Origin of the sequence: Microcoleus sp. Pol7_A1, assembly GCF_036701085.1 — a bacterium.
In the GTDB taxonomy this organism is placed as follows: domain Bacteria; phylum Cyanobacteriota; class Cyanobacteriia; order Cyanobacteriales; family Microcoleaceae; genus Microcoleus; species Microcoleus asticus.
The window spans coordinates 36319-54970 of the sequence record NZ_JAUBQD010000009.1 but is presented as its reverse complement, the minus strand read 5'-3'; the positions used below and the strand labels follow the sequence as shown (position 1 = coordinate 54970).

Sequence of the window (18652 nt, the reverse complement as noted above, 5' to 3'; positions counted from 1 at the left end):
CTCAATTTTTTTCGCAATCAAAAGATGCACATACACGGCTTTCCCAAGTTGACAATCCTACTCCTAAAGGCGATCGCCAATCCACCAGCGGAGCGATCGCACCCCAGGCTCAGCCGCAGGTGAGGCAATCCCCCCGCAGCCCCCGCTTCTCGACGCGGTACAATAAATGCAATCATACTTAACGCTGATATTGAAAAAGCTACACACAACGCCACAGGAGACAATGGACGTATGGGAAAAGTAGTTGGCATTGACCTCGGAACGACAAACTCAGTAGTAGCCGTCATGGAAGGCGGCAAACCGGTTGTGATTGCCAACGCAGAAGGGATGCGCACAACTCCCTCGGTGGTTGCTTTCACCAAGGAAGGAGAACGCCTTGTCGGACAGATGGCCAGACGCCAAACTGTTCTCAACCCGCAAAACACGTTTTACGCCGTCAAGCGGTACATCGGACGCAAATATACCGAACTGACTCCTGAATCGAAGCGCGTCCCTTACACAACTCGCCGCGACGAAAACGGGAACATCAAAGTCAAGTGTCCCCGCCTGAAAAAAGATTTTGCCCCAGAGGAAATTTCGGCGATGGTGTTGCGGAAACTGGCCGATGAAGCCAGCCGCTATCTGGGGCAAGAGGTGACGGGGGCTGTAATTACTGTTCCGGCTTATTTCAACGACTCGCAGCGACAGGCGACTCGGGATGCGGGACGAATTGCCGGACTTGAAGTCAAGCGGATTTTAAATGAGCCGACGGCGGCTTCTTTGGCTTACGGTTTGGACAGGCGAGAAAGTCAAACTATTTTAGTGTTTGATTTGGGCGGCGGTACTTTTGATGTGTCGATTTTAGACGTGGGAGACGGAGTATTTGAAGTCAAAGCAACTAGCGGCGATACTCAATTGGGCGGCAATGATTTTGACTCGAAAATTGTTGATTGGTTGGCAGATCAATTCTTAGAAAAAGAAGGAATCGATTTGCGACGCAACCGCCAAGCTTTGCAGCGATTGATCGAAGCAGCAGAAAAAGCCAAGATTGAGCTGTCGGGAGTCGGTGTCACGGAGATTAATTTGCCGTTTATCGATGCGAATGAAGATGGACCTTTGCATTTGGAAACGCGACTAACTCGCGGTCAATTTGAGGGGCTGTGCACAGATTTGGTGCAGCGGTTGCGGCGGCCGGTGAAACAAGCTTTGGCCGATGCAAATTTGAGTCCTTCTCGCATTGATGAAGTTGTGCTAGTCGGCGGTTCGACTCGCATTCCTTTGGTTCAGGAAGTTGTTCGCAGTTTGATCGATCGAGAACCGAATCAAAATGTCAACCCGGATGAAGTTGTGGCGGTGGGTGCGGCAATTCAAGCGGGGATTTTGGGTGGCGATGTCCGCGATGTGCTGCTGTTGGACGTGACACCGCTGTCGCTGGGTTTGGAAACTATCGGCGGGGTGATGAAAAAACTGATTCCTCGGAATACTACTATTCCCGTCAGGCGATCGGACATTTTTTCGACTGCTGAAAACAACCAAACTGTGGTAGAAATTCACGTAATCCAAGGGGAACGGGAATTAGGCCGGGATAATAAGTCTTTGGGACGGTTTAAACTAACTGGAATTCCGCCGGCACCGCGAGGGATTCCGCAGGTGCAAGTAGCTTTTGATATTGATGCTAACGGGATGCTGTTGGTGACTGCTTTGGACAAAACTACCGGCAGGGAACAAAGCATTACTGTGCAAGGTGCTTCGACGCTGACTCAGCAGGAAGTGAATCAAATGATTCGCGATGCGGAACAGTTTGCTCAAGCTGATAAGTTGCAGCGGGAAAAGGTAGAAAAACGCAATCGCTCTGAAGCTTTAGCTTATCAAGCGGAGCGGCAGTTGCGAGAGGTAGCCCTCGATCGCGGAATGCAGTTTGCTCAAAGAAGTCGCCAGCGCATTGAAACTTTAATTCGGGAATTGCGAGACAGTTTGGAACGCAATGATGAGCGAGGAGTTGACCAAGTTGGTTCGGATTTGCAAGATGCTCTTTACGATTTGAGCCGGGAAGTTTCAGCTTTTGCTGATGATGACGATGATGATGATTTCTTTGAGTCTGTGAAGCGGACTTTTACTGGCGACGGTACCAAGCGGCGCAGCGATGACAACAGCTATTATACCAATGCTAAACCGTATCGCCGATCGACTGTCGATCCAATTCCCGATCGTATGAACGATCGTATGGGCGATCGTATGGGCGATCGCACGGGCGATCGCATGGGCGATCGTATGGGCGATCGTAGAAGCAGTGCTAATCGCCCAAGTCGCCCTTATCAAAATCAAAGTGACGATTGGGATGATGACGACGATTGGCTGTAATTGAAGGAAGAAGGAAGAAGGAAGAGGGAAGAAGGAAGAAGGAAAATAGCGGATTTTCAGCAGAGAATTTGTGACTGCTCTTTTCCTAATTCTTCTGGGATCCTTTCTTTCTCCTCTCCTACACTAGACTTCTTTGAATTAGATAAAGATTACTATGATAAGTAAGGAGAAAATTATGTTGTATGACCCATAGAGAACAATACATCTGGCAGCGGGGTATTTATCTTTGTCAACTTTGCTACGAATTAACTAAATCTTTTCATTCGTCTGAAATTTATGGTATTACCAGTCAAATTCGCCGTGCATCTGTATCAGTACCAGCTAACATTGCGGAGGGATATGGGCGTGTTACTAGACAAGAGTATATTCGATATTTGCGAATAGCTCTAGGTTCGCTCAGAGAACTGGATACTCATCTAGTGATTTCTGAAAGAGTAGGGTTAGCAGCACCAGAAAAAATCTCACCAGTTATAAAAGAAGCAGATGAACTCACGCGATTAATTGTCAGTACAATCAACAAACTACAAGGATAAAACCTCATCCCTCATCCCTCATCCTTCATCCCTCATCCTTCTTCCTTCTTCCTTCTTCCCTAATCCCTCATCCTTCTTCCTTCTTCCTTCTTCCCTAATCCCTCATCCTTCTTCCTTCTTCCTTCTTCCTTCTTCCTTCATCCCTAATCCCTCATCCTTCTTCCCTCATCCTTCTTCCTTCTTCCTTCTTCCTTCTTCCTTCTTCCTTCTTCCTTCATCCTTCATCCCTCATCCTTCATCCCTCATCCTTCTTCCTTCTCTAACTATGCAGAATTTTCGCAATTACTATCTAATTTTGGGAGTGCCCAAAGATGCCACGGCTGATGAGATTAAGAAAGCCTATCGACGGCTGGCCAGACAGTTGCACCCTGACGTAAATCCGGGGGATAAATCTGCTGAAGATAGGTTTAAGGATATTAATGAAGCTTACGATATTCTTTCCGATATTGACAAGCGAGCTCAATACGATCAGTTTAGTAAATTCTGGAAACAAAAGGGATTTCAAGGCAAGCAAGGGGTGCGACTTCCCAATTTCAAAACTTGGGGAAACGGTAAAGCTACCCGCAAAAAACCGGCCGAAGATGTCGATTTTAGCGATTACTCTGATTTTAATAAATTTTTGGATCAAGTGCTCGGAAGGCGCCGGGAAGTGAGGATGGCGACCGCGAATGATGCACCGCGATCAGCTTCTTATGAACCGTGGAGTACGGCTTCTAAGAAAACGAGTTATGTAGCTAATTCTAGGGAAGATAGAAGGGATGTGGACGATCGCGACACCAGAAGGGATATAGTCGATCGCGACACCAGAAGGGAAACATTCGATCGCGACACCAGAAGGGATATGGTCGATCGCGACACCAGAAGGGATGTGGACGATCGCGAAATGCGACGGGAAGCAGTCGATCGCGACACCAGAAGGGAAACAGTCGATCGCGAACCCAGAAGAGACATTGAGGCCAGGCTGACTCTGCCTTTGGAAAGGGCTTATTCGGGCGGTACTGAGCGAATTCGTCTGGAAGATGGGCGATCGATCGAGGTAAATATGCCTCCGGCGATGGTATCGGGCCAGCGGATTCGCTTGCGAAATCAAGGTATGGGCGGCGGGGATTTATATTTGAAAATCACAGTTTCTCCCCATCCATTTTTTCGATTGGAAATCTCGGATATTTGCTGCGAATTGCCGCTGACTCCCAGCGAAGCGGTGTTGGGGGGAGATATTGAAGTGCCGACGCTGGACGGCCTGGTAAAGATGAAATTGCCGCCTGGAGTAACGTCTGGAAAGCGGTTGCGGCTGGCTAACAAGGGTTATCCGACGGGAAATGGCGATCGGGGCGATCAATTGGTAGAAATTCAAGTGTTAATTCCCAAAGAAATTAGTGAGGAGGAACGGGAATTATACGAAAAGTTGCGGCAGGTTGAGTCTTTTAAACCGCGTCAGGATTTATCGGTTTAATGTAGGGTACGCAATGGGGAGGTTGAATTTTTTAGGGGCGCAATAAGGCGCACTTTACTACTAATTTTGTGCGAAAAATTAGGAGATGCTTAGCTAAATTTTACTGACATATCAGATTTAGCCACTTGGCTGTAAATAGATGATATCAAATCCGTGGGTATAGCAATTATTCATCTCTCTCTTCTCTTCCTCAGCGCCCTCTGCGGCCTCTGCGGTTTAATCATTCCGAAACAACCGTAAACGATATGATTTGTCCCCAGAATAGCCGATCACACTTTCAGCAATCCTGGATCGCATAAGTAAAATTACTGTTGTGATTATTCCTGAACTAGCAGAGAATTAACAATAAGGTAATTTTCCCACAATCTGGAGCAGTCTGCCGCGATGACTCAAATGCCCCCTCAATGCAACAATCTGCAAGAGCAAGTTGAATCTTTACTGCAACTGCTGCGTCAGGAATCGTCTTTGCGACAACAAGATATCACGGCGGTACAAGCTTCTCTGAAAAAGGCAATTTCTCCCCAATTTGAGATTGTATTTGCGGGTGCTTTCAGTGCCGGAAAATCGATGCTGATTAATGCTTTGCTGGAGCGAGAATTGCTCTACAGTGCAGAAGGACACGCGACAGGTACTGAATGTTATATCGCCTTTGCTGAGCCGGAAAAAGAACGCGTTGTTCTCACTTTTTTGAGCGAATTTGAAATTAGCCAGCAAGCTTCTGTGCTTTGCGATCAGCTAGGTTTACCTACTGAACTTAATATTAATCAAACAGATGTAGTGTCCCTGTTGTCTCAGGGATGTAACATAATTATTGAGACGGAAGGCGGCGAGAATAAATCGGAGATAGCCAAACAAGCTAAGGCTTTGATGCTGCTGTTAGAAGGTTTTAAGGCAAATCGCGATCGCATCCAAAGTGTAGAAAACGCTACCTACTCGATGGAACAGTTTAACTTTTCCAATCTCAAAGAAGCTGCTAGTTATGCCCGTCGCGGTAGCAACAGTGCTGTACTCAAGCGAGTAGAATATTACTGTTATCATCCGCTGCTGGAAGATGGCAATATTATTATCGATACGCCGGGAATTGATGCGCCGGTGCAGCGGGATGCAGAATTGACTTATGATAAGATTGAAAGCCCCGATACTTCGGCAGTTGTCTGTGTTTTGAAAGCGGCTTCGTCTGGGGAAATGACGACGGAAGAAACCGAGTTGATGGAAAAAACACGGGGAAATCCGGGAATTCGCGATCGGCTTTTTTACATTTTTAACCGCATCGACGATACTTGGTACAACACACAACTGCGACAGCGCTTAGAAAATCTGATTAATTCCGACTTTCGCGATACTGCCAGAGTTTACAAAACTAGCGGATTGTTGGGCTTTTACGGGAGTTTGATTCGAGGGACAACAGGGCGCGATCGCTTTGGTTTAAATACAATCTTTGCCAACAGTCAAGGGCGAGTTTCTGGAGATGATAAATTAGATTCAGAATTGCTCGGTAATAGTGAAGAAACTCCGCAATTTGTTAGTGAATTTAATCGCTACTGTGCGAATTCCGGCAAGCTATCTCCGAGCAGATTTCGGATTTCAGTTAACAGCTACGAAACACCCAATGAAAACTACGTGCGGATTCTTGCAGAGCAAGGACAACCATTAATTGGTCAATTAATTCAAGATAGCGGGATCGAAGATTTTCGCACAGCCATCACCCGCTACCTCACAGAAGAAAAACGCCCGCAACTGTTCAAAAATTTAGCTGACGACTTAGAAGACTTGTGCATTCAACTGCGGAAACATTACCAAACAATTCAGCGGAATTTGGACAGCCAGCCCCGCGAAATTGAAGCGATGAAAGCACAAGAACTTTTGCGGCTAAATCAAGAATTGCAGCAAGTCGGACAGGATTTTCGGGAACATATCGCCGAAGAAGTCAATGAAATGATTATGAACAGATGCGATATTTTCGATATAGACTTTCGGCAACTGCAATCTCGGATGATCCGGCGCTTGGATGAATTGTTAGACGGATTTTCTGTTGAGGCGGCTTACGGACGCACTTTGCGGAATCATCCCCGCAATGCCACAGCACCTTTAATTGCTGTTTTAGTTGAAGCACTTTATTATTTAGCGAATCAGTTGGAAGATATTTTAGTAGAGGCTACTAAGTCACTGGTTGATAATTATTTCCAGTATTTGAAAGACAGCGTTCGCAAGTCGGAATACTATCGATTACTCTATCGGTTGTTGGGGAACGACGGGGGAATTGAACAGCAGTTAGAGGAGTTATCCAAGCGGGTTTCTGATGCTTTGGTAAATGCGGCGGGCGTTGAGTGCGATCGCTACGTGCGAGAAAGTCCCCGTTTTTACGACGAAGGCACATTTTCAATTTATCAATTCCGGGAAACATTGCAGCAAACTTCTCAAGGTTTTGACTGCGAAAACATGGTGGACGCCCAACCTGCAATTCGGCAATTATTAAGGCTAGATTTCGAGCCGAAAGTATCTAGAACTATTCGGCAAACTTTTCGCCAAACTGTCAACCAAACCCTGAAAGAGCATTTGTTGCCGCTGGCCCAAAAGCAAGCTGATGACATTTTGCAGAAATACAGTCAAGCCCGCGATTATTTGGAGCAAACTTTGGCACAGGAGGCGGAGGAAAAGATTGCTGGGAATCTGCGGCGGCAAGCTGAGAATGAGCAAAAGATTCAAGAGTACGATCGGGCAGTTTCGGGGATTAATAGTTGTTTGCAGGCGATGAAGTTGCACGAGCATTTGTTGCCTGTAATTGGACAAAATGATAGCGTTTCGGTGGATGGTGAATGATTGAAATCCGGGTGAATTATATTCACCTGGTTTCTTTATGGTGTTTATTGTGCTATAATAGCCAACAAAGAGCGACTTTAATCCTATGAACATTCGCCAAAAACTTCTAACAATAATCGAGCAATTTCCAGAGGATAAGTTAGCAACACTTCTGAACCTAGCCCTCTTCTTGAAAAGTGGAAAAGAACCTATTCAGCCGATGCTTGTATCCCAAGCTTATCAAGATTGGCTGAGTGCGAAAAATGACATTTATGACGCACTATTTGCAGACTGAACCCTCCAAAATTCTCGTTCATTCGCGTTCATATGTGGTTAAAACTCATGGCTAAAAAACCTATTAGGTTAGATATCAATATGGAAGATAAATTTGATTTTCACAACTGCGGTAATGATGATGCTTTATCTTTTGGTAACGCAATGCTTAAAATAGAAACACTCAAGAAAACAGTAAATAAAGTTTTGCCTGAAAATGGGTTAGGAGAGACACTTAATCGTTCGTTAAGCCAACAGAATCTAAATATTGATGTCGGTTTAACTACTGACCAAACACGTTATTTATATGAGAAATGGTTTGGTGAAGGTATAGATTGTGAAATTCTCAGAGTGGGTGCTAATGGCTGGAAGAAAGGAAAGATTAAGCTCAAACTCAATGTCACTATAGAATTTTGCCCAGACGAACCAGACGTTGAAGAAACACCAGAAAACAACGAATCAGAAACTAGCAAACCAGAATCTCCCCTTGACGATTTGCGTCGCCAACTTCTCAATCAAGAAAACTCACCCAGCTAGTCCATCAAACATCCGCGTTTATTCGCGTTCATCTGCGGTTAAAAATCATCATGTCTAAAACGCCCAGAATTCCCATTCCCCCAGAAGTCAGAAAATACGTATTCGATCGCAATAAATACCAGTGCCAAAGCTGCGGCCAAACCAAACTAGAAACCCAACTGACGATCGATCATATCATCCCCCTAGCGCGCGGCGGCAGCAACGACATCAGCAACTTGCAAACCCTCTGCGGCATCTGCAACCAAAAGAAAACCGACAAACTAGACCCCCGCTTCCGCCGTCACTTTGACCTGTAATATCCTCCATACCATCCGCGTTAATGCGCGCTAATCTGCTGTTAAAAAATCCTACCATCGATAATACCGATAAGGATCGTCCCCATTCTCAAAATCCGTCTTGTAATCCCAGTGATAAAACTCCCGACTCGAACCGTTAAACACAGATCCATCCGCCTTAAAACTCGCCCCTAAATTAGCCAAAATCTGAGCATTTGCCCGGGTTTGCCGCCAGCGAGTAAAGCGCAAATAAGTCTTAGTATCCGCATTCAAACTGTCCGGTTCAATCTGAGAAAAAATTGCCACACCTTTGCCAACTTTTACCCGACTTAACAAACCGTCAGCACCGATTTCTCCCCCAGATTTAATCAACCAAGTATCATAAAAAGAGCGCGATCGCAAATCTGAAGCGCTAATCCCCTTCACCTCATCCCAACTCGGAACCGCCAGCGAACCCCCAAAATCCTGCGCTTGCTGCAAACCCACGTCCAAACCCGCAACAGGCACTTGACGCGGCAAGAAAAACGCCTTCCCGCCAGCATTCAAATAACCGCGCAAATCTGCATCTTTCAGATTCGCTTCTCTCCCCACAATTGCCAAACCAACATCATTAGAAAGCGAATTAGCGCGCTGATAAATTACCCCCAAACTGTCCAGCTTTTGTGCATCCCCATCTCCGCCAATTAAAACCACTTTATCCGGCTTTCCAAGTACCGGAGAATTCATCCCGTAACTCACAATTTGTTGTAGTAACTGCGCCGCCCCAGCATCTACCGAATAATGGTCTTCCAAATCCAACTCGTTTAAAATCAACCGCCCTTTTCCGTAATCCAATTCCATCAGCGGCGAATAAGCTAAATCAAACTCAGATTCCAAAATTGGGCGCCAACCGCTGCGGTGGGGCTTCTCAATAGAAGCGCTGCTGACACCGCCGCGATTTCCCCAACGCCAGCCGTACCAATGTTTATTTGCCGGACTCAAATTGGGGCCAGTTTGGATCGTATCTGGATAAGCTTCAAGCAGCGTGCTTTCCCCCACCCAATCCCGCAAATCTTCACTGTCTAAACCGCTAATTGCGGGATGGTTGCTGTTAACTGGATAAGCGCGGCGGCTGACGTGGGCAGCAACCCGGAAACCCGTATTTTCCAGCCATTCCCTGCGCTGAGGAAACACAATTGCTTTGCCGCCGTTTCGCACAAAACTTTCTAAACTTCCTGGCAAATTTTCCCCGTTAGAAAATGCTTCCCTACCGATAATTAATAGCGATGAAACTTGCGAACCATTCCACGGGACAAGCTGATGACCTAATTCTTTTAACATTGCCGATGTTTTGCCCGCTGGATCGAAGATTGTCAGCGTATCCTTGCTTTTGGCTGGGTTGGGGAAAACCCGGAAAGCAAATGTATCAGAATGCGATCGCTCGCCCACCCGTGCCGTCAAGCGAATTTCGCCGTCAGTCTTGCTAGAAATGGTATTTGGCAAATTTACGTCTATTGGAAAAAACAGCGTTACTGCCGACTCAATCGTCCCTTTTTGCTCGCCATTTTTTACTTCTTTACCCCCCACCAAAACCCGCCAATTAAACGAAAATTCTTGTGGCGCCCGCGTATCGTTAATTAACACTACTTGCTTTGCCAGTTTTCCGCCCACCAACAAATTGTGTTCTTTCGCAGTAAAAACCGGGCTAGCACCAGCAATCCAAGCCAAAGTCGAGCTATTATTATTCATAATTGCCTTGCCCCCAGGATGGACAGTGTAACCTTCTGGCTGCAAATAATTCAAAAGATTATTCGAGACTTGCTTCAAATAAACTCCCCGGCGGCCAGGTTGAAAGAGCCCAATATCCACCTTTTTTTTGCCAGCCTCGGAAACTTCCCAACCGTGTCCGTCATTCCAAGGAATCATCCCGCCAGACATTCCAAAAGTCCGCCAACTCCGCCAAGTATTTGTACTGAATAACTCCTGCAACTTTTGAAAAGCTGGTGCAAAATCTAACTCTTTTTTAAAATGCCAGCTTTGATACTCCTGACCCTTAACAAATTGCTCGCGAATTTTAGCTTTATAAGCGGCCGTTTCCAACTCGTAAGCCTGCTTGCCAAAATAAATTGCCGCAAACTCAGTCATCCAAGGTTCGCTGAGAATTGCCTGACCAAAACCTTTGCGGGCCCGCATCATCGTTGCGTGCAGAGGAGTCCCAAACTCGACTGCCATGTAGGGCCTTTCCCCGGTTTTGCTCCACTCAGAAATCCACTCTTCCCGTTCTTGCAACGGAATCATATTTAAATAAGTATTCAGCGCATAAACATCGCCGAAGTTTGCGCCTTGGTGTACCATCACAGGTCTGGTTGGGTCTGCGGATTTAATCGCAGCTATAGCGTCATTTCCTAGGGGAGTGTTCACCCGCAAACGCTCGTTGTCCGACTGACTGAGAGTTCCTTCTACTTTTCTTGTGCCGATGCGACGGGGATTTAGGTCGTCACCGTTGCCGAAAAAATTAGGACTTGTCGCCCACATTAATACTGATGGATGATTGCGGTAGCGACGCATTTCAGTCACCATTCGGGCTTTCCAGCGGTTTTTCCACAGGGGGTTCTTCCACTTGCCGTTCCAAGCGATAGGACTAATGTCTAAAGCGGGAGCCATAATTGGAAAACCTTTGAGGTCTGCTCTTTCCGCAAATAACTCTCGGAAGTGCCACCTACCCCGTTCGTCATGATTCCAAGGCCACATTTCTGTTATGTTAAAACCGGCTTTTACGTAGCCATCAATTAGGCTGTCAGAAACTTCTACTGTCCCACCTTGCCAAGAATCGGAGTGCAAGTTTGGTCGCAGCCGAAATTCAGTTCCATTTAAGAAAAATTTGCGCCCTTCTATCCAAAATTCCCGGAAGCCAAAAGGTTGGTCGTATTGCGTGTTAACGCCGCTACCTTTTACTTCTAATTGGAGGGTGTAAAGGTTTGGTTTGCCGACCTCCCAAATACGGGGATTTGGCCAATTCCACTGGACTTGTACGGTTTGAATTGCTTTAGCTTGAACCCTGGCGGTTCCGGTGATTTTTTGTTCGACTTTGCCTTGGTCGTCTAGCATTTGTGCGATTAGTTCAACTTGACCGCTTTGGGCAACGTCTTTGAGTTCTATATCTAATTTAACTTGCTTTTTTCTGGTGGAAGTTTGGACGAACACGTCGCTAATTAGCGGGCCTGGAGGAACGGCCAGAAGCCGCACTTCGCCGATGATTCCCCGCGATTGCAACTTAGATTTTTCTGTGTAGATTTCACTGGGGCCCATGATGACGGCTTTTTCCTTTTCGTCGGATACTGCCACGACTAAAATAGACAGGGTGTTTTGACCTAGTTTTGCTGCTTTGGTAATTTCAATAGTGCCGTAAGGCCATGCGATTTGACCGCAGTTAATGCCGTTGACAAAGATGACTGCATCGGTGCTGACTCTGGCTAAGTCGATAAAAACTCGGCGGTTTCTCCAGTTGTCGGGAATGTCTATATTTCTCTGATACCAAGCTTTTGATAGTTGTTTACTGTTGAAGTTTTCCCAATCTTTGCCGCTGCCGCGAGTGATAATTCCGGGTACGGATTGGTTGTTTTCTTTTTGCCAGTCTCCGGGCACCTGGATGGAACCCCAACTTGGGGAGACGGGGGGTTTTTGGGAGTTGCCAACTGCGGGGACAAATTGCCAAGTTCCGTTGAGATAGATTTGGTCGCGTTTGTTGTCGATCGCGCCGACAGCCGCGATGGTAAGATTGGGGAAGCCGATCGACATCGCTGAGTTGCTGGCGAAGTTGGGATTTTGAAGCGCGTAACCGACGAATCCAAAGAGGGTGGCGGCTGCGAAAAATAATCCGATAATTTTTGCCCGCTTGTTATTCACTCGCTTATTACTCCCAGAAATTAGCCGATCGAATTTGTCTCTTCATCTAGAATAGCAGTTTATTTAGCACTAATCCCGCTGCAAATCTGTCGCGGGGAAGATGACACAGCGCCGACCAATGTGGTTTTCTAGAGAAAAAATAGATGATTAGTTTTAACTTAGTTTTAGCTTAGTTTTAACAAGGTTGTTTCATCGACATAAGCAATAGTGCGATCGCGCCAGCGCTACAGGTCAAAAAAAAATGAGCCAGTTTGAGGTCTTGCCCTTACCCATTCAATCTTACAGCATTGCTACATTTAGTGCCGGCACGGCTTTACTGCTGACCGCTCTTTTACTGTTTTCATTCAATGTCGCTCCTGCAATCTTACTTTTGACCGCAGCAGTGGTTAGCGCTTGGTATGCTGGCTTAAAGTCCGCAGAAAAAGAATTAAAAATAGAACGTAAAATTAGTTCAAAAGTAATTGACACGACGGCTTCCTTGATTGTAGTTCTCGATAGCCAAGGACGGATTGTCCGCTTCAACCAAGCTTGCGAAAAAACCACAGGCTACTCGACAGCAGAAGTTGTCAATAAATATGTGTGGGATTTGTTTTTGATTACGGAAGAAATAGAACCAGTTAAAACCTTTTTTAGCGAACTAAAATCCGGACATTTTCACAGCGAATATCAAAACTATTGGCGTACTAAAAAGGGCGATAAACGCTTAATTTCTTGGTCGAATACTGTGACGACCGATGGCGCGGGATTAGTAGAATATGTGATAGCAACTGGCATCGATATTACGGACCGCCAAAAAGCAGAAATAGCCCTGGCTTTATCCTACACTAAGCTAGAAAGCCACGTCAAAGAGCGCACAGCAGAACTGACAGTAGCTAAAGAAGCGCTGCAAGCTCAAGAAGAACGATTTCGCTGTTTGAGTTCCTGTTCGCCAGTCGGCATTTTTATGGCCGATTTTGAGGGGCGCTACACCTACGCTAACCCGCACTGTCAGGCTATTTGCGGCTTGAGTTTGGCAGAACTTTTAGGAGACGGTTGGGAGAATTGCATCCACCCGGAAGACTGCGATCGCGTATTAGCCCGATGGTTAGATTATACTCGGGAAGGTGGGGAATATGCGATCGAGTATCGCTTGCAAACACCAGAGGGGATTGTGCGCTGGATTAACGTTTGTTCCTCGCGGATGTTCTCCGACTCCGGCGAACTCATCGGATACGTGGGTACGGTGAGAGATATCACGGAAAGACAACAAGCGCAAGCAGCTTTGGCAAGCAGCGAACAGCAACTGAGAACGCTGCTAGAAAATACGCCAGATATCATTATCCGCACGGACAAAAAACTGCGTTATATGTATGTCAATAAAGCAGTTGAAACAAGCCAAGAAAAACCGCTTTCATTCTTCCTGGGAAAAACCAGTCAAGAAATAGGAGTGCCGCCGGACCTGTGCGAGGTGTGGGATGAAACGCTGCAAAAAGTGTTAGAAACAGGTCGAGAAGAAATCATCGAATTTCAGGCATTCTCAACCAACGGTATCCGAAGTTATCAATCCCGCGTCGTTCCAGAATTTGGCAAAGACGGCGTACCAGAATCCGCCTTAATTGTCGGCCGCGATATCACAGAACTCAAACTTGCAGAAACTCAAAGATTGCAGTTAACAATCGAGCAAGCAGCGAGAGAAAAAGCGGAAATACAACAGCAGCGCTCGGCATTTTTAGCAGAAGTCAGCAAAATGCTGGCTGATGCGTTTGACGGGGAAACGGTGCTGCAAAAGGTAGCAGAATTAGCAGTAAATTCGATCGCCGACGGGTGCTGCATTCATTTGACCGAAACCGACTCAAAAGTGCGCGGAGTCGCAGCAGCTCACGCAGAAGCCTCTATAGTTGATAGTCTGAATAACTTGAGAATCCGCAGTCCGATCGCCGACAATGCTATTAACGGCTATCCGCTGGTAATCCGCACCGGAACATCCGAACTAATTGCCGAAGTGGATGAGGAAATTTTAGCAGCAGGATGCGAAAATGCAGCAGAAATGGAAATATTGCGATCGCTCAATATCGGCTCGCACGCTTGCGTACCGCTGAAAGCGCGCGGGCGGGTAATGGGTTCGATCACTTGCTTTACCTCAAAGTTTGGCCGCCGCTACAGTGCAGAAGACATGGCAATGCTAGAAGATTTAGCATACCGCGTCGCGATCGCCCTCGACAACGCCAGACTTTATGCAGAAGCGCAGCAAGCACTATCTCAAACAGCGCAATCCTTCGCCTTAATTGACGCGCTGTTAGAAGCATCTCCCCTAGCGATTTGCTTTTTCGATCGCGAAATGCGCTTCATCCATATCAATCAAGTATTAGCAGAACTCAACGGTTTGCCTATCGAACAGCATCTCGGCCAAGACTTCCGGCAATTGTTGCCAAAATATGCAGCCAAATTTGCGCCGATAATTCAGCAAGTTTTAGAAACTGGCCAGCCTGTTTTAAACTTAGAAATGAGTGGCGAACCGGATGGGAAACCGGGATATTTCGGTTACTGGGTAGCAAACTATTACCCAGTTAAAAATGAAAGAGAAGAAATAATCGGAGTCGGCCTAATTCTCACAGATATTACCGCAGCAAAACAAACAGAATTAGCTTTGCGGGAAAGCGAAATGCGCTGCCGCAGCGTGGTAGAATCTAACATGATCGGCATCGGTTTCTGGGAGGCCAACGGCGAAGTTACTGACGCTAACGACGCCTTGCTGGAAATGATTGGATATACGAGGGAAGACTTAGTTTCGGGACAAATTCGCTGGGTCGAATTTACGGCGCCGGAATACGGAGAACTCGATCGCGCCGCCGTCGCGCAAGTCGCAGCCGGAGGAAGTTGCCCGCCTTATGAAAAAGAATTGATCCGCAAAGACGGCACGCGCTTCCCAGTTTTAGTCGGCGGCGGAAACTTCCAAGGATGCACAGACAAAGGAGCATTCTTCGTACTAGATATCACCGATCGCAAACAAGCCCAAAACCAACTTCTAGAAAACGAAATACGCCTTCGCCGCCAACTAGCAGAACTCGACTTAGTTTACAACACCACACCAGTCGGGCTGTGCTTTGTCGATACCAATTTGCGCTACATCCGCATCAACGAATGCCTCGCTCAGATCAACGGCCGCTCGATCGCAGAGTACCTCGGGCGCACCGTTAGAGAAGCGAGTCCGGAAATCGCCGATATGCTAGAGCCGATTTACCGCCAAGTGCTGGCGACGCAAACCCCCGTGCTCGACTTGGAAATTAAGGCCGAAACCCTGCAACAGCCCGGAGTTTTGCGGGATTGGCAAATCAGCTTTTACCCCGCGATCGATGAATCCGGAACACTGCTGGGAGTCAGCACCGTGGTTGCCGAAATCACCGATCGCAACCAAGCAAAACGAGTAGTGCAGCAAAGCGAAGCCATATTCCGGCGGCTGTTCGAGTCAAATATTTTCGGAGTCGCGATCGGCGATTTGAGCGGCCGCATCGCCTACGCCAACCAATCCCTGCTCAACATGGTCGGCTACACCCGCTCAGATTTGCTCTCCGGTCAAATGCGGTGGGACAGGATGACCCCCCCCGAATACCTGCACCTCGACGCCGTGGCGGCGCAAGAACTGCGAGTTAAGGGAGTCGCAACTCCTTTCAAGAAAGAGTACATCCGCAAAGATGGCAGCCGCGTGCCGATTCTGATGGGCGGCACGATCCTGTGCCCGGACGCTCGCGAACCAGAGACGATCGTCGCATTCTACATCGACTTGACCGAGATATCGCGGGTGGAAGCAGAACTCAAAAACAATCAACAACGGCTGCAAATCGCTCAGCAAGCAGGCAAAATCGGAACTTTTGAATGGAACGTCCAAACCGACGAGCTCGCGTGTACGCCGGAGTTAGAGGCTTTGTACGGGCTGCCGGTCGGCGCTTTAGACAGCTATCAAAGTTGGGCCCAAATGCTGCATCCAGACGATCGCGCTGTTACCGAACAGCAGGTAAAAGCTGCGGGGGCTTCCGGGGAGGAATTAAACATTGAGTTCCGCATTTGCCGCCCCGACAAAAGCGTAGGCTGGATTGCTTGCAGGGCTAAGGGGTTTCCCGACGATCGCGGTTTGCCTTGGCGGACGATCGGCGTGAACGTCGATATCACCGATCGCAAACAAGCAGAAGCAGCGCGATCGCACCTCAATCAAACTTTAGAAGCCTTGATTCAGGCTTGTCCCCTGGCAATTACCGTTTTGGACACCGACGACGGCACTGTGAAAATGTGGAACCCAGCCGCCGAGAGGATTTTTGGCTGGTCCGAATCAGAGGCGTTAGATCAATTTGCGCCCAGCGTTCCCGCAGACAAGCGGGAGGAATTCATGGCGAATTTGAAACGAATTCGCCAAGGAAACGCGATCGCCGACATGGAAACCCAGCGCCAAAGGAAAGACGGCAGCTCGATCGACATCAGTTTGTGGGCAACTCAAGTCCGCGACAGCAACGGGAACATCAACTGTATGTCGATCGTCACCGACATCAGCGATCGCAAGCAATTGGAGGCCCAACGCGCTCAGTTGCTCGATCGCGAACAGGCCGCGCGGGCCCAAGCAGAAGCCATCAACCGCCTGAAAGACGAGTTTCTAGCCACTCTTTCCCACGAACTGCGCACGCCTCTAAATGTGATTATGGGCTGGGCACAGAGGTTGCGCACCCGCCCGTACACCGCAGAGGATTTAGCTTCCGGTTTGGAAGCGATCGAGCGTCAGTCGAGGGTGCAAGTGCAGGTAGTGGAAGATTTGCTCGATGTTTCCCGGATTATTCAAGGTAAGCTGGCTCTGAAACCCGGCTGGTTCATCATGAGACAGACGATTGAGTTTGCTCTGAAATCAGTTCGTTTGGCGGCCAAGGCTAAGTCTGTCACCGTTTCCTCAGAATTTGACCCCGCAGTCAGCTTGATGTGGGGCGACGCCCCGAGGGTCCAGCAGGTAGTGTCGAATTTGCTGACTAACGCCGTCAAGTTTACGCCTTCGGGGGGAAATGTGGAACTGCGCTTATCGGCGGTAGCTGTTACCGATTCCTCATCACCTAATTACGTGCAAATTACTGTCAGCGATACCGGAAAGGGCATTTCCCAAGAGTTTCTGCCCTACGTGTTCGATCGCTTCCGACAAGCAGACGGCTCGATTACTAAGCATCAAAACGGTTTGGGACTGGGATTGGCGATCGTCCGGCACTTGGTGGAACTCCACGGTGGCACTGTGACTGCGGAAAGTCCGGGTAAAAACAAGGGTGCGACATTTACGGTGAAACTGCCGCTCAAACAGCGTCGGAATCACCAGCCAAAGTTGAGAGAGGAAAGCAAATCCCCTCAAATCCGTCCGGGTATTTTGGCAGGTTTAAAGGTATTGGTAGTTGATGGAGAACCCGACAACCGCGAGTTTTTGATTGTGGCGATCGAAGAGTTGGGGGCGACTGCAACTGCGGCAGCTTCGGCTGCGGAGGCGATCGACATTTTACAGCAGTCGCCGCCGGATATTTTAATCAGCGATATCGCTATGCCCGATGAGGACGGCGACTCGCTGATCCGCCAAGTGCGATCGTCCGCATCCGACAAAATCAAGCGCTTGCCGGCCGTGGCGCTGACAGCTTATGCTAGCGAACAAGACCGCGCTCGGGCGATCGCCGCCGGTTACAACGAACATTTAACAAAGCCGATCGAACCCGCTGTATTCGCCGCCGTTTTAGCAAAGTTAACAAATTTGCAGTAACGCGATCGGGCGTTACTGCAAACTCTGACTCTTGTAAACTAAACAACCAAAAGTGCGAGAGTGAAGGAGGAAAAATTATTCCTACAGCAGCGCAGTTACTCAAATGCTTTGTAGTTTGCTATGAATTAACAAATATGTATCAGCCTATCTACATAGTGCGACTCGATGAACGCACAAATTACCTGTATATTTTGGCTGGTGAAACTATTGAAATAGAGATTTATCCTAACGGGCAATGGAGATACTGTGATGAACAAGCCTAATTTTCAAGCTATGAGCAGAAAGGAATTGCGAGCTTATGTACTTGCTCACCGAGAAGATAATGAGGCTTTCTATGCTTTGGCGGATCGGCTACACGAATCAGTAGCCGCAACTGAGGCTGCTGTTGTTAAATGGTTGCACTTCCAGCATCCCAATCAAACTATTAATAAAATTTCCGAAAGCTCCTCTAGCTTGATTTTGACAGATGGAGAGGGAAATCAAACAGAAATTAAAATTCAAGTTATGGGCAGTTATTTGCCGAATAATAAGCCGTTAATCGAGCTGTTAATTAAAGATATGATTTCCCATACACAGAAACAACATATAAAAACTCTGGCTGTTTTTGTTAGTAGAAATGAATCAACAGCAAAACAGCTAGAAACAGAACTGACAGAGGCAAATTTTGACAGCCGCGCCCAATCTTCGCTGGTAGTTGGCTATATTGAACCCGGAGGAAAATTTCAGAGCCTACCAGGCGCGACAATTGCCGGGGTGAAGGCAGACCACAGCAGTTAAAATTCGATCGCCAGCACAATTGGTTCACACC

Annotated in this window: 12 protein-coding genes; 10 read left to right on the top strand and 2 right to left on the bottom strand. The window is 47.5% G+C overall.

The window, feature by feature from the left end; genetic code table 11:
* Positions 1-17: 17 nt before the first annotated feature.
* Complete coding sequence (locus QUA20_RS07960; protein WP_333187365.1) at positions 18-176, bottom strand: hypothetical protein; 159 nt, start codon at positions 174-176, stop codon at positions 18-20.
* Positions 177-231: 55 nt separating this feature from the next.
* On the opposite strand from QUA20_RS07960, the gene dnaK reads away from it, so the two are divergent.
* The 7 genes from dnaK to QUA20_RS07925 all read left to right on the top strand — a co-directional run bounded on the left by dnaK (position 232) and on the right by QUA20_RS07925 (position 8231).
* Positions 232-2340, top strand: a complete 2109-nt coding sequence (gene dnaK, locus QUA20_RS07955) for a molecular chaperone DnaK (RefSeq protein WP_333187363.1) — start codon at positions 232-234, stop codon at positions 2338-2340.
* A 182-nt stretch (positions 2341-2522) separates the two neighbouring features.
* Positions 2523-2873 carry a four helix bundle protein gene (locus QUA20_RS07950; RefSeq protein WP_172186580.1) on the top strand — a complete coding sequence of 117 codons (351 nt, stop codon included), beginning with the start codon at positions 2523-2525 and terminating at the stop codon, positions 2871-2873.
* A 265-nt stretch (positions 2874-3138) separates the two neighbouring features.
* Complete coding sequence (locus QUA20_RS07945) at positions 3139-4326, top strand: J domain-containing protein (RefSeq protein ID WP_333187359.1); 1188 nt, start codon at positions 3139-3141, stop codon at positions 4324-4326.
* Positions 4327-4710: 384 nt separating this feature from the next.
* On the top strand, positions 4711-7146 hold the full coding sequence (locus QUA20_RS07940; protein ID WP_333187357.1) for a dynamin-like GTPase family protein: 2436 nt from the start codon (positions 4711-4713) through the stop codon (positions 7144-7146).
* A gap of 85 nt (positions 7147-7231) precedes the next feature.
* Entirely contained in the window at positions 7232-7420 is a 189-nt protein-coding gene (locus tag QUA20_RS07935; RefSeq protein WP_333187355.1) for a hypothetical protein, read from the top strand.
* 47 nt (positions 7421-7467) lie between these two features.
* On the top strand, positions 7468-7935 hold the full coding sequence (locus QUA20_RS07930) for a KGK domain-containing protein (protein ID WP_333187353.1): 468 nt from the start codon (positions 7468-7470) through the stop codon (positions 7933-7935).
* 50 nt (positions 7936-7985) lie between these two features.
* Positions 7986-8231, top strand: coding sequence for an HNH endonuclease (locus QUA20_RS07925; protein ID WP_333187351.1), 246 nt, complete (start codon positions 7986-7988; stop codon positions 8229-8231).
* A gap of 51 nt (positions 8232-8282) precedes the next feature.
* On the opposite strand, the gene QUA20_RS07920 is transcribed toward QUA20_RS07925, so the two are convergent.
* Entirely contained in the window at positions 8283-12095 is a 3813-nt protein-coding gene (locus QUA20_RS07920) for a glycoside hydrolase family 2 TIM barrel-domain containing protein (RefSeq protein WP_333187348.1), read from the bottom strand.
* Between the two features lie 241 nt (positions 12096-12336).
* On the opposite strand from QUA20_RS07920, the gene QUA20_RS07915 reads away from it, so the two are divergent.
* The 3 genes from QUA20_RS07915 to QUA20_RS07910 are packed head-to-tail and all read left to right on the top strand — an operon-like array spanning position 12337 to position 18621.
* Complete coding sequence (locus QUA20_RS07915; RefSeq protein WP_333187347.1) at positions 12337-17844, top strand: PAS domain S-box protein; 5508 nt, start codon at positions 12337-12339, stop codon at positions 17842-17844.
* A complete protein-coding gene (locus QUA20_RS31945) occupies positions 17805-18107 on the top strand; it encodes a DUF6888 family protein (protein ID WP_445304654.1) in 303 nt (100 codons plus the stop codon). The genes QUA20_RS07915 and QUA20_RS31945 overlap by 40 nt, the downstream gene beginning before the upstream one ends.
* Entirely contained in the window at positions 18094-18621 is a 528-nt protein-coding gene (locus QUA20_RS07910; protein ID WP_333187345.1) for a DUF6887 family protein, read from the top strand. Before QUA20_RS31945 ends, QUA20_RS07910 begins: the two co-directional genes overlap by 14 nt.
* The last annotated feature ends 31 nt before the right edge of the window (positions 18622-18652 follow it).

Excerpts from the sequence above, each read along its gene's own strand:
- QUA20_RS07960 (WP_333187365.1), bottom strand. The coding sequence starts at position 176 with ATGATTGCATTTATTGTACCGCGTCGAGAAGCGGGGGCTGCGGGGGGA.
- dnaK (WP_333187363.1), top strand. The coding sequence starts at position 232 with ATGGGAAAAGTAGTTGGCATTGACCTCGGAACGACAAACTCAGTAGTA.
- QUA20_RS07950 (WP_172186580.1), top strand. The coding sequence starts at position 2,523 with ATGACCCATAGAGAACAATACATCTGGCAGCGGGGTATTTATCTTTGT.
- QUA20_RS07945 (WP_333187359.1), top strand. The coding sequence starts at position 3,139 with ATGCAGAATTTTCGCAATTACTATCTAATTTTGGGAGTGCCCAAAGAT.
- QUA20_RS07940 (WP_333187357.1), top strand. The coding sequence starts at position 4,711 with ATGACTCAAATGCCCCCTCAATGCAACAATCTGCAAGAGCAAGTTGAA.
- QUA20_RS07935 (WP_333187355.1), top strand. The coding sequence starts at position 7,232 with ATGAACATTCGCCAAAAACTTCTAACAATAATCGAGCAATTTCCAGAG.
- QUA20_RS07930 (WP_333187353.1), top strand. The coding sequence starts at position 7,468 with ATGGCTAAAAAACCTATTAGGTTAGATATCAATATGGAAGATAAATTT.
- QUA20_RS07925 (WP_333187351.1), top strand. The coding sequence starts at position 7,986 with ATGTCTAAAACGCCCAGAATTCCCATTCCCCCAGAAGTCAGAAAATAC.
- QUA20_RS07915 (WP_333187347.1), top strand. The coding sequence starts at position 12,337 with ATGAGCCAGTTTGAGGTCTTGCCCTTACCCATTCAATCTTACAGCATT.
- QUA20_RS07910 (WP_333187345.1), top strand. The coding sequence starts at position 18,094 with ATGAACAAGCCTAATTTTCAAGCTATGAGCAGAAAGGAATTGCGAGCT.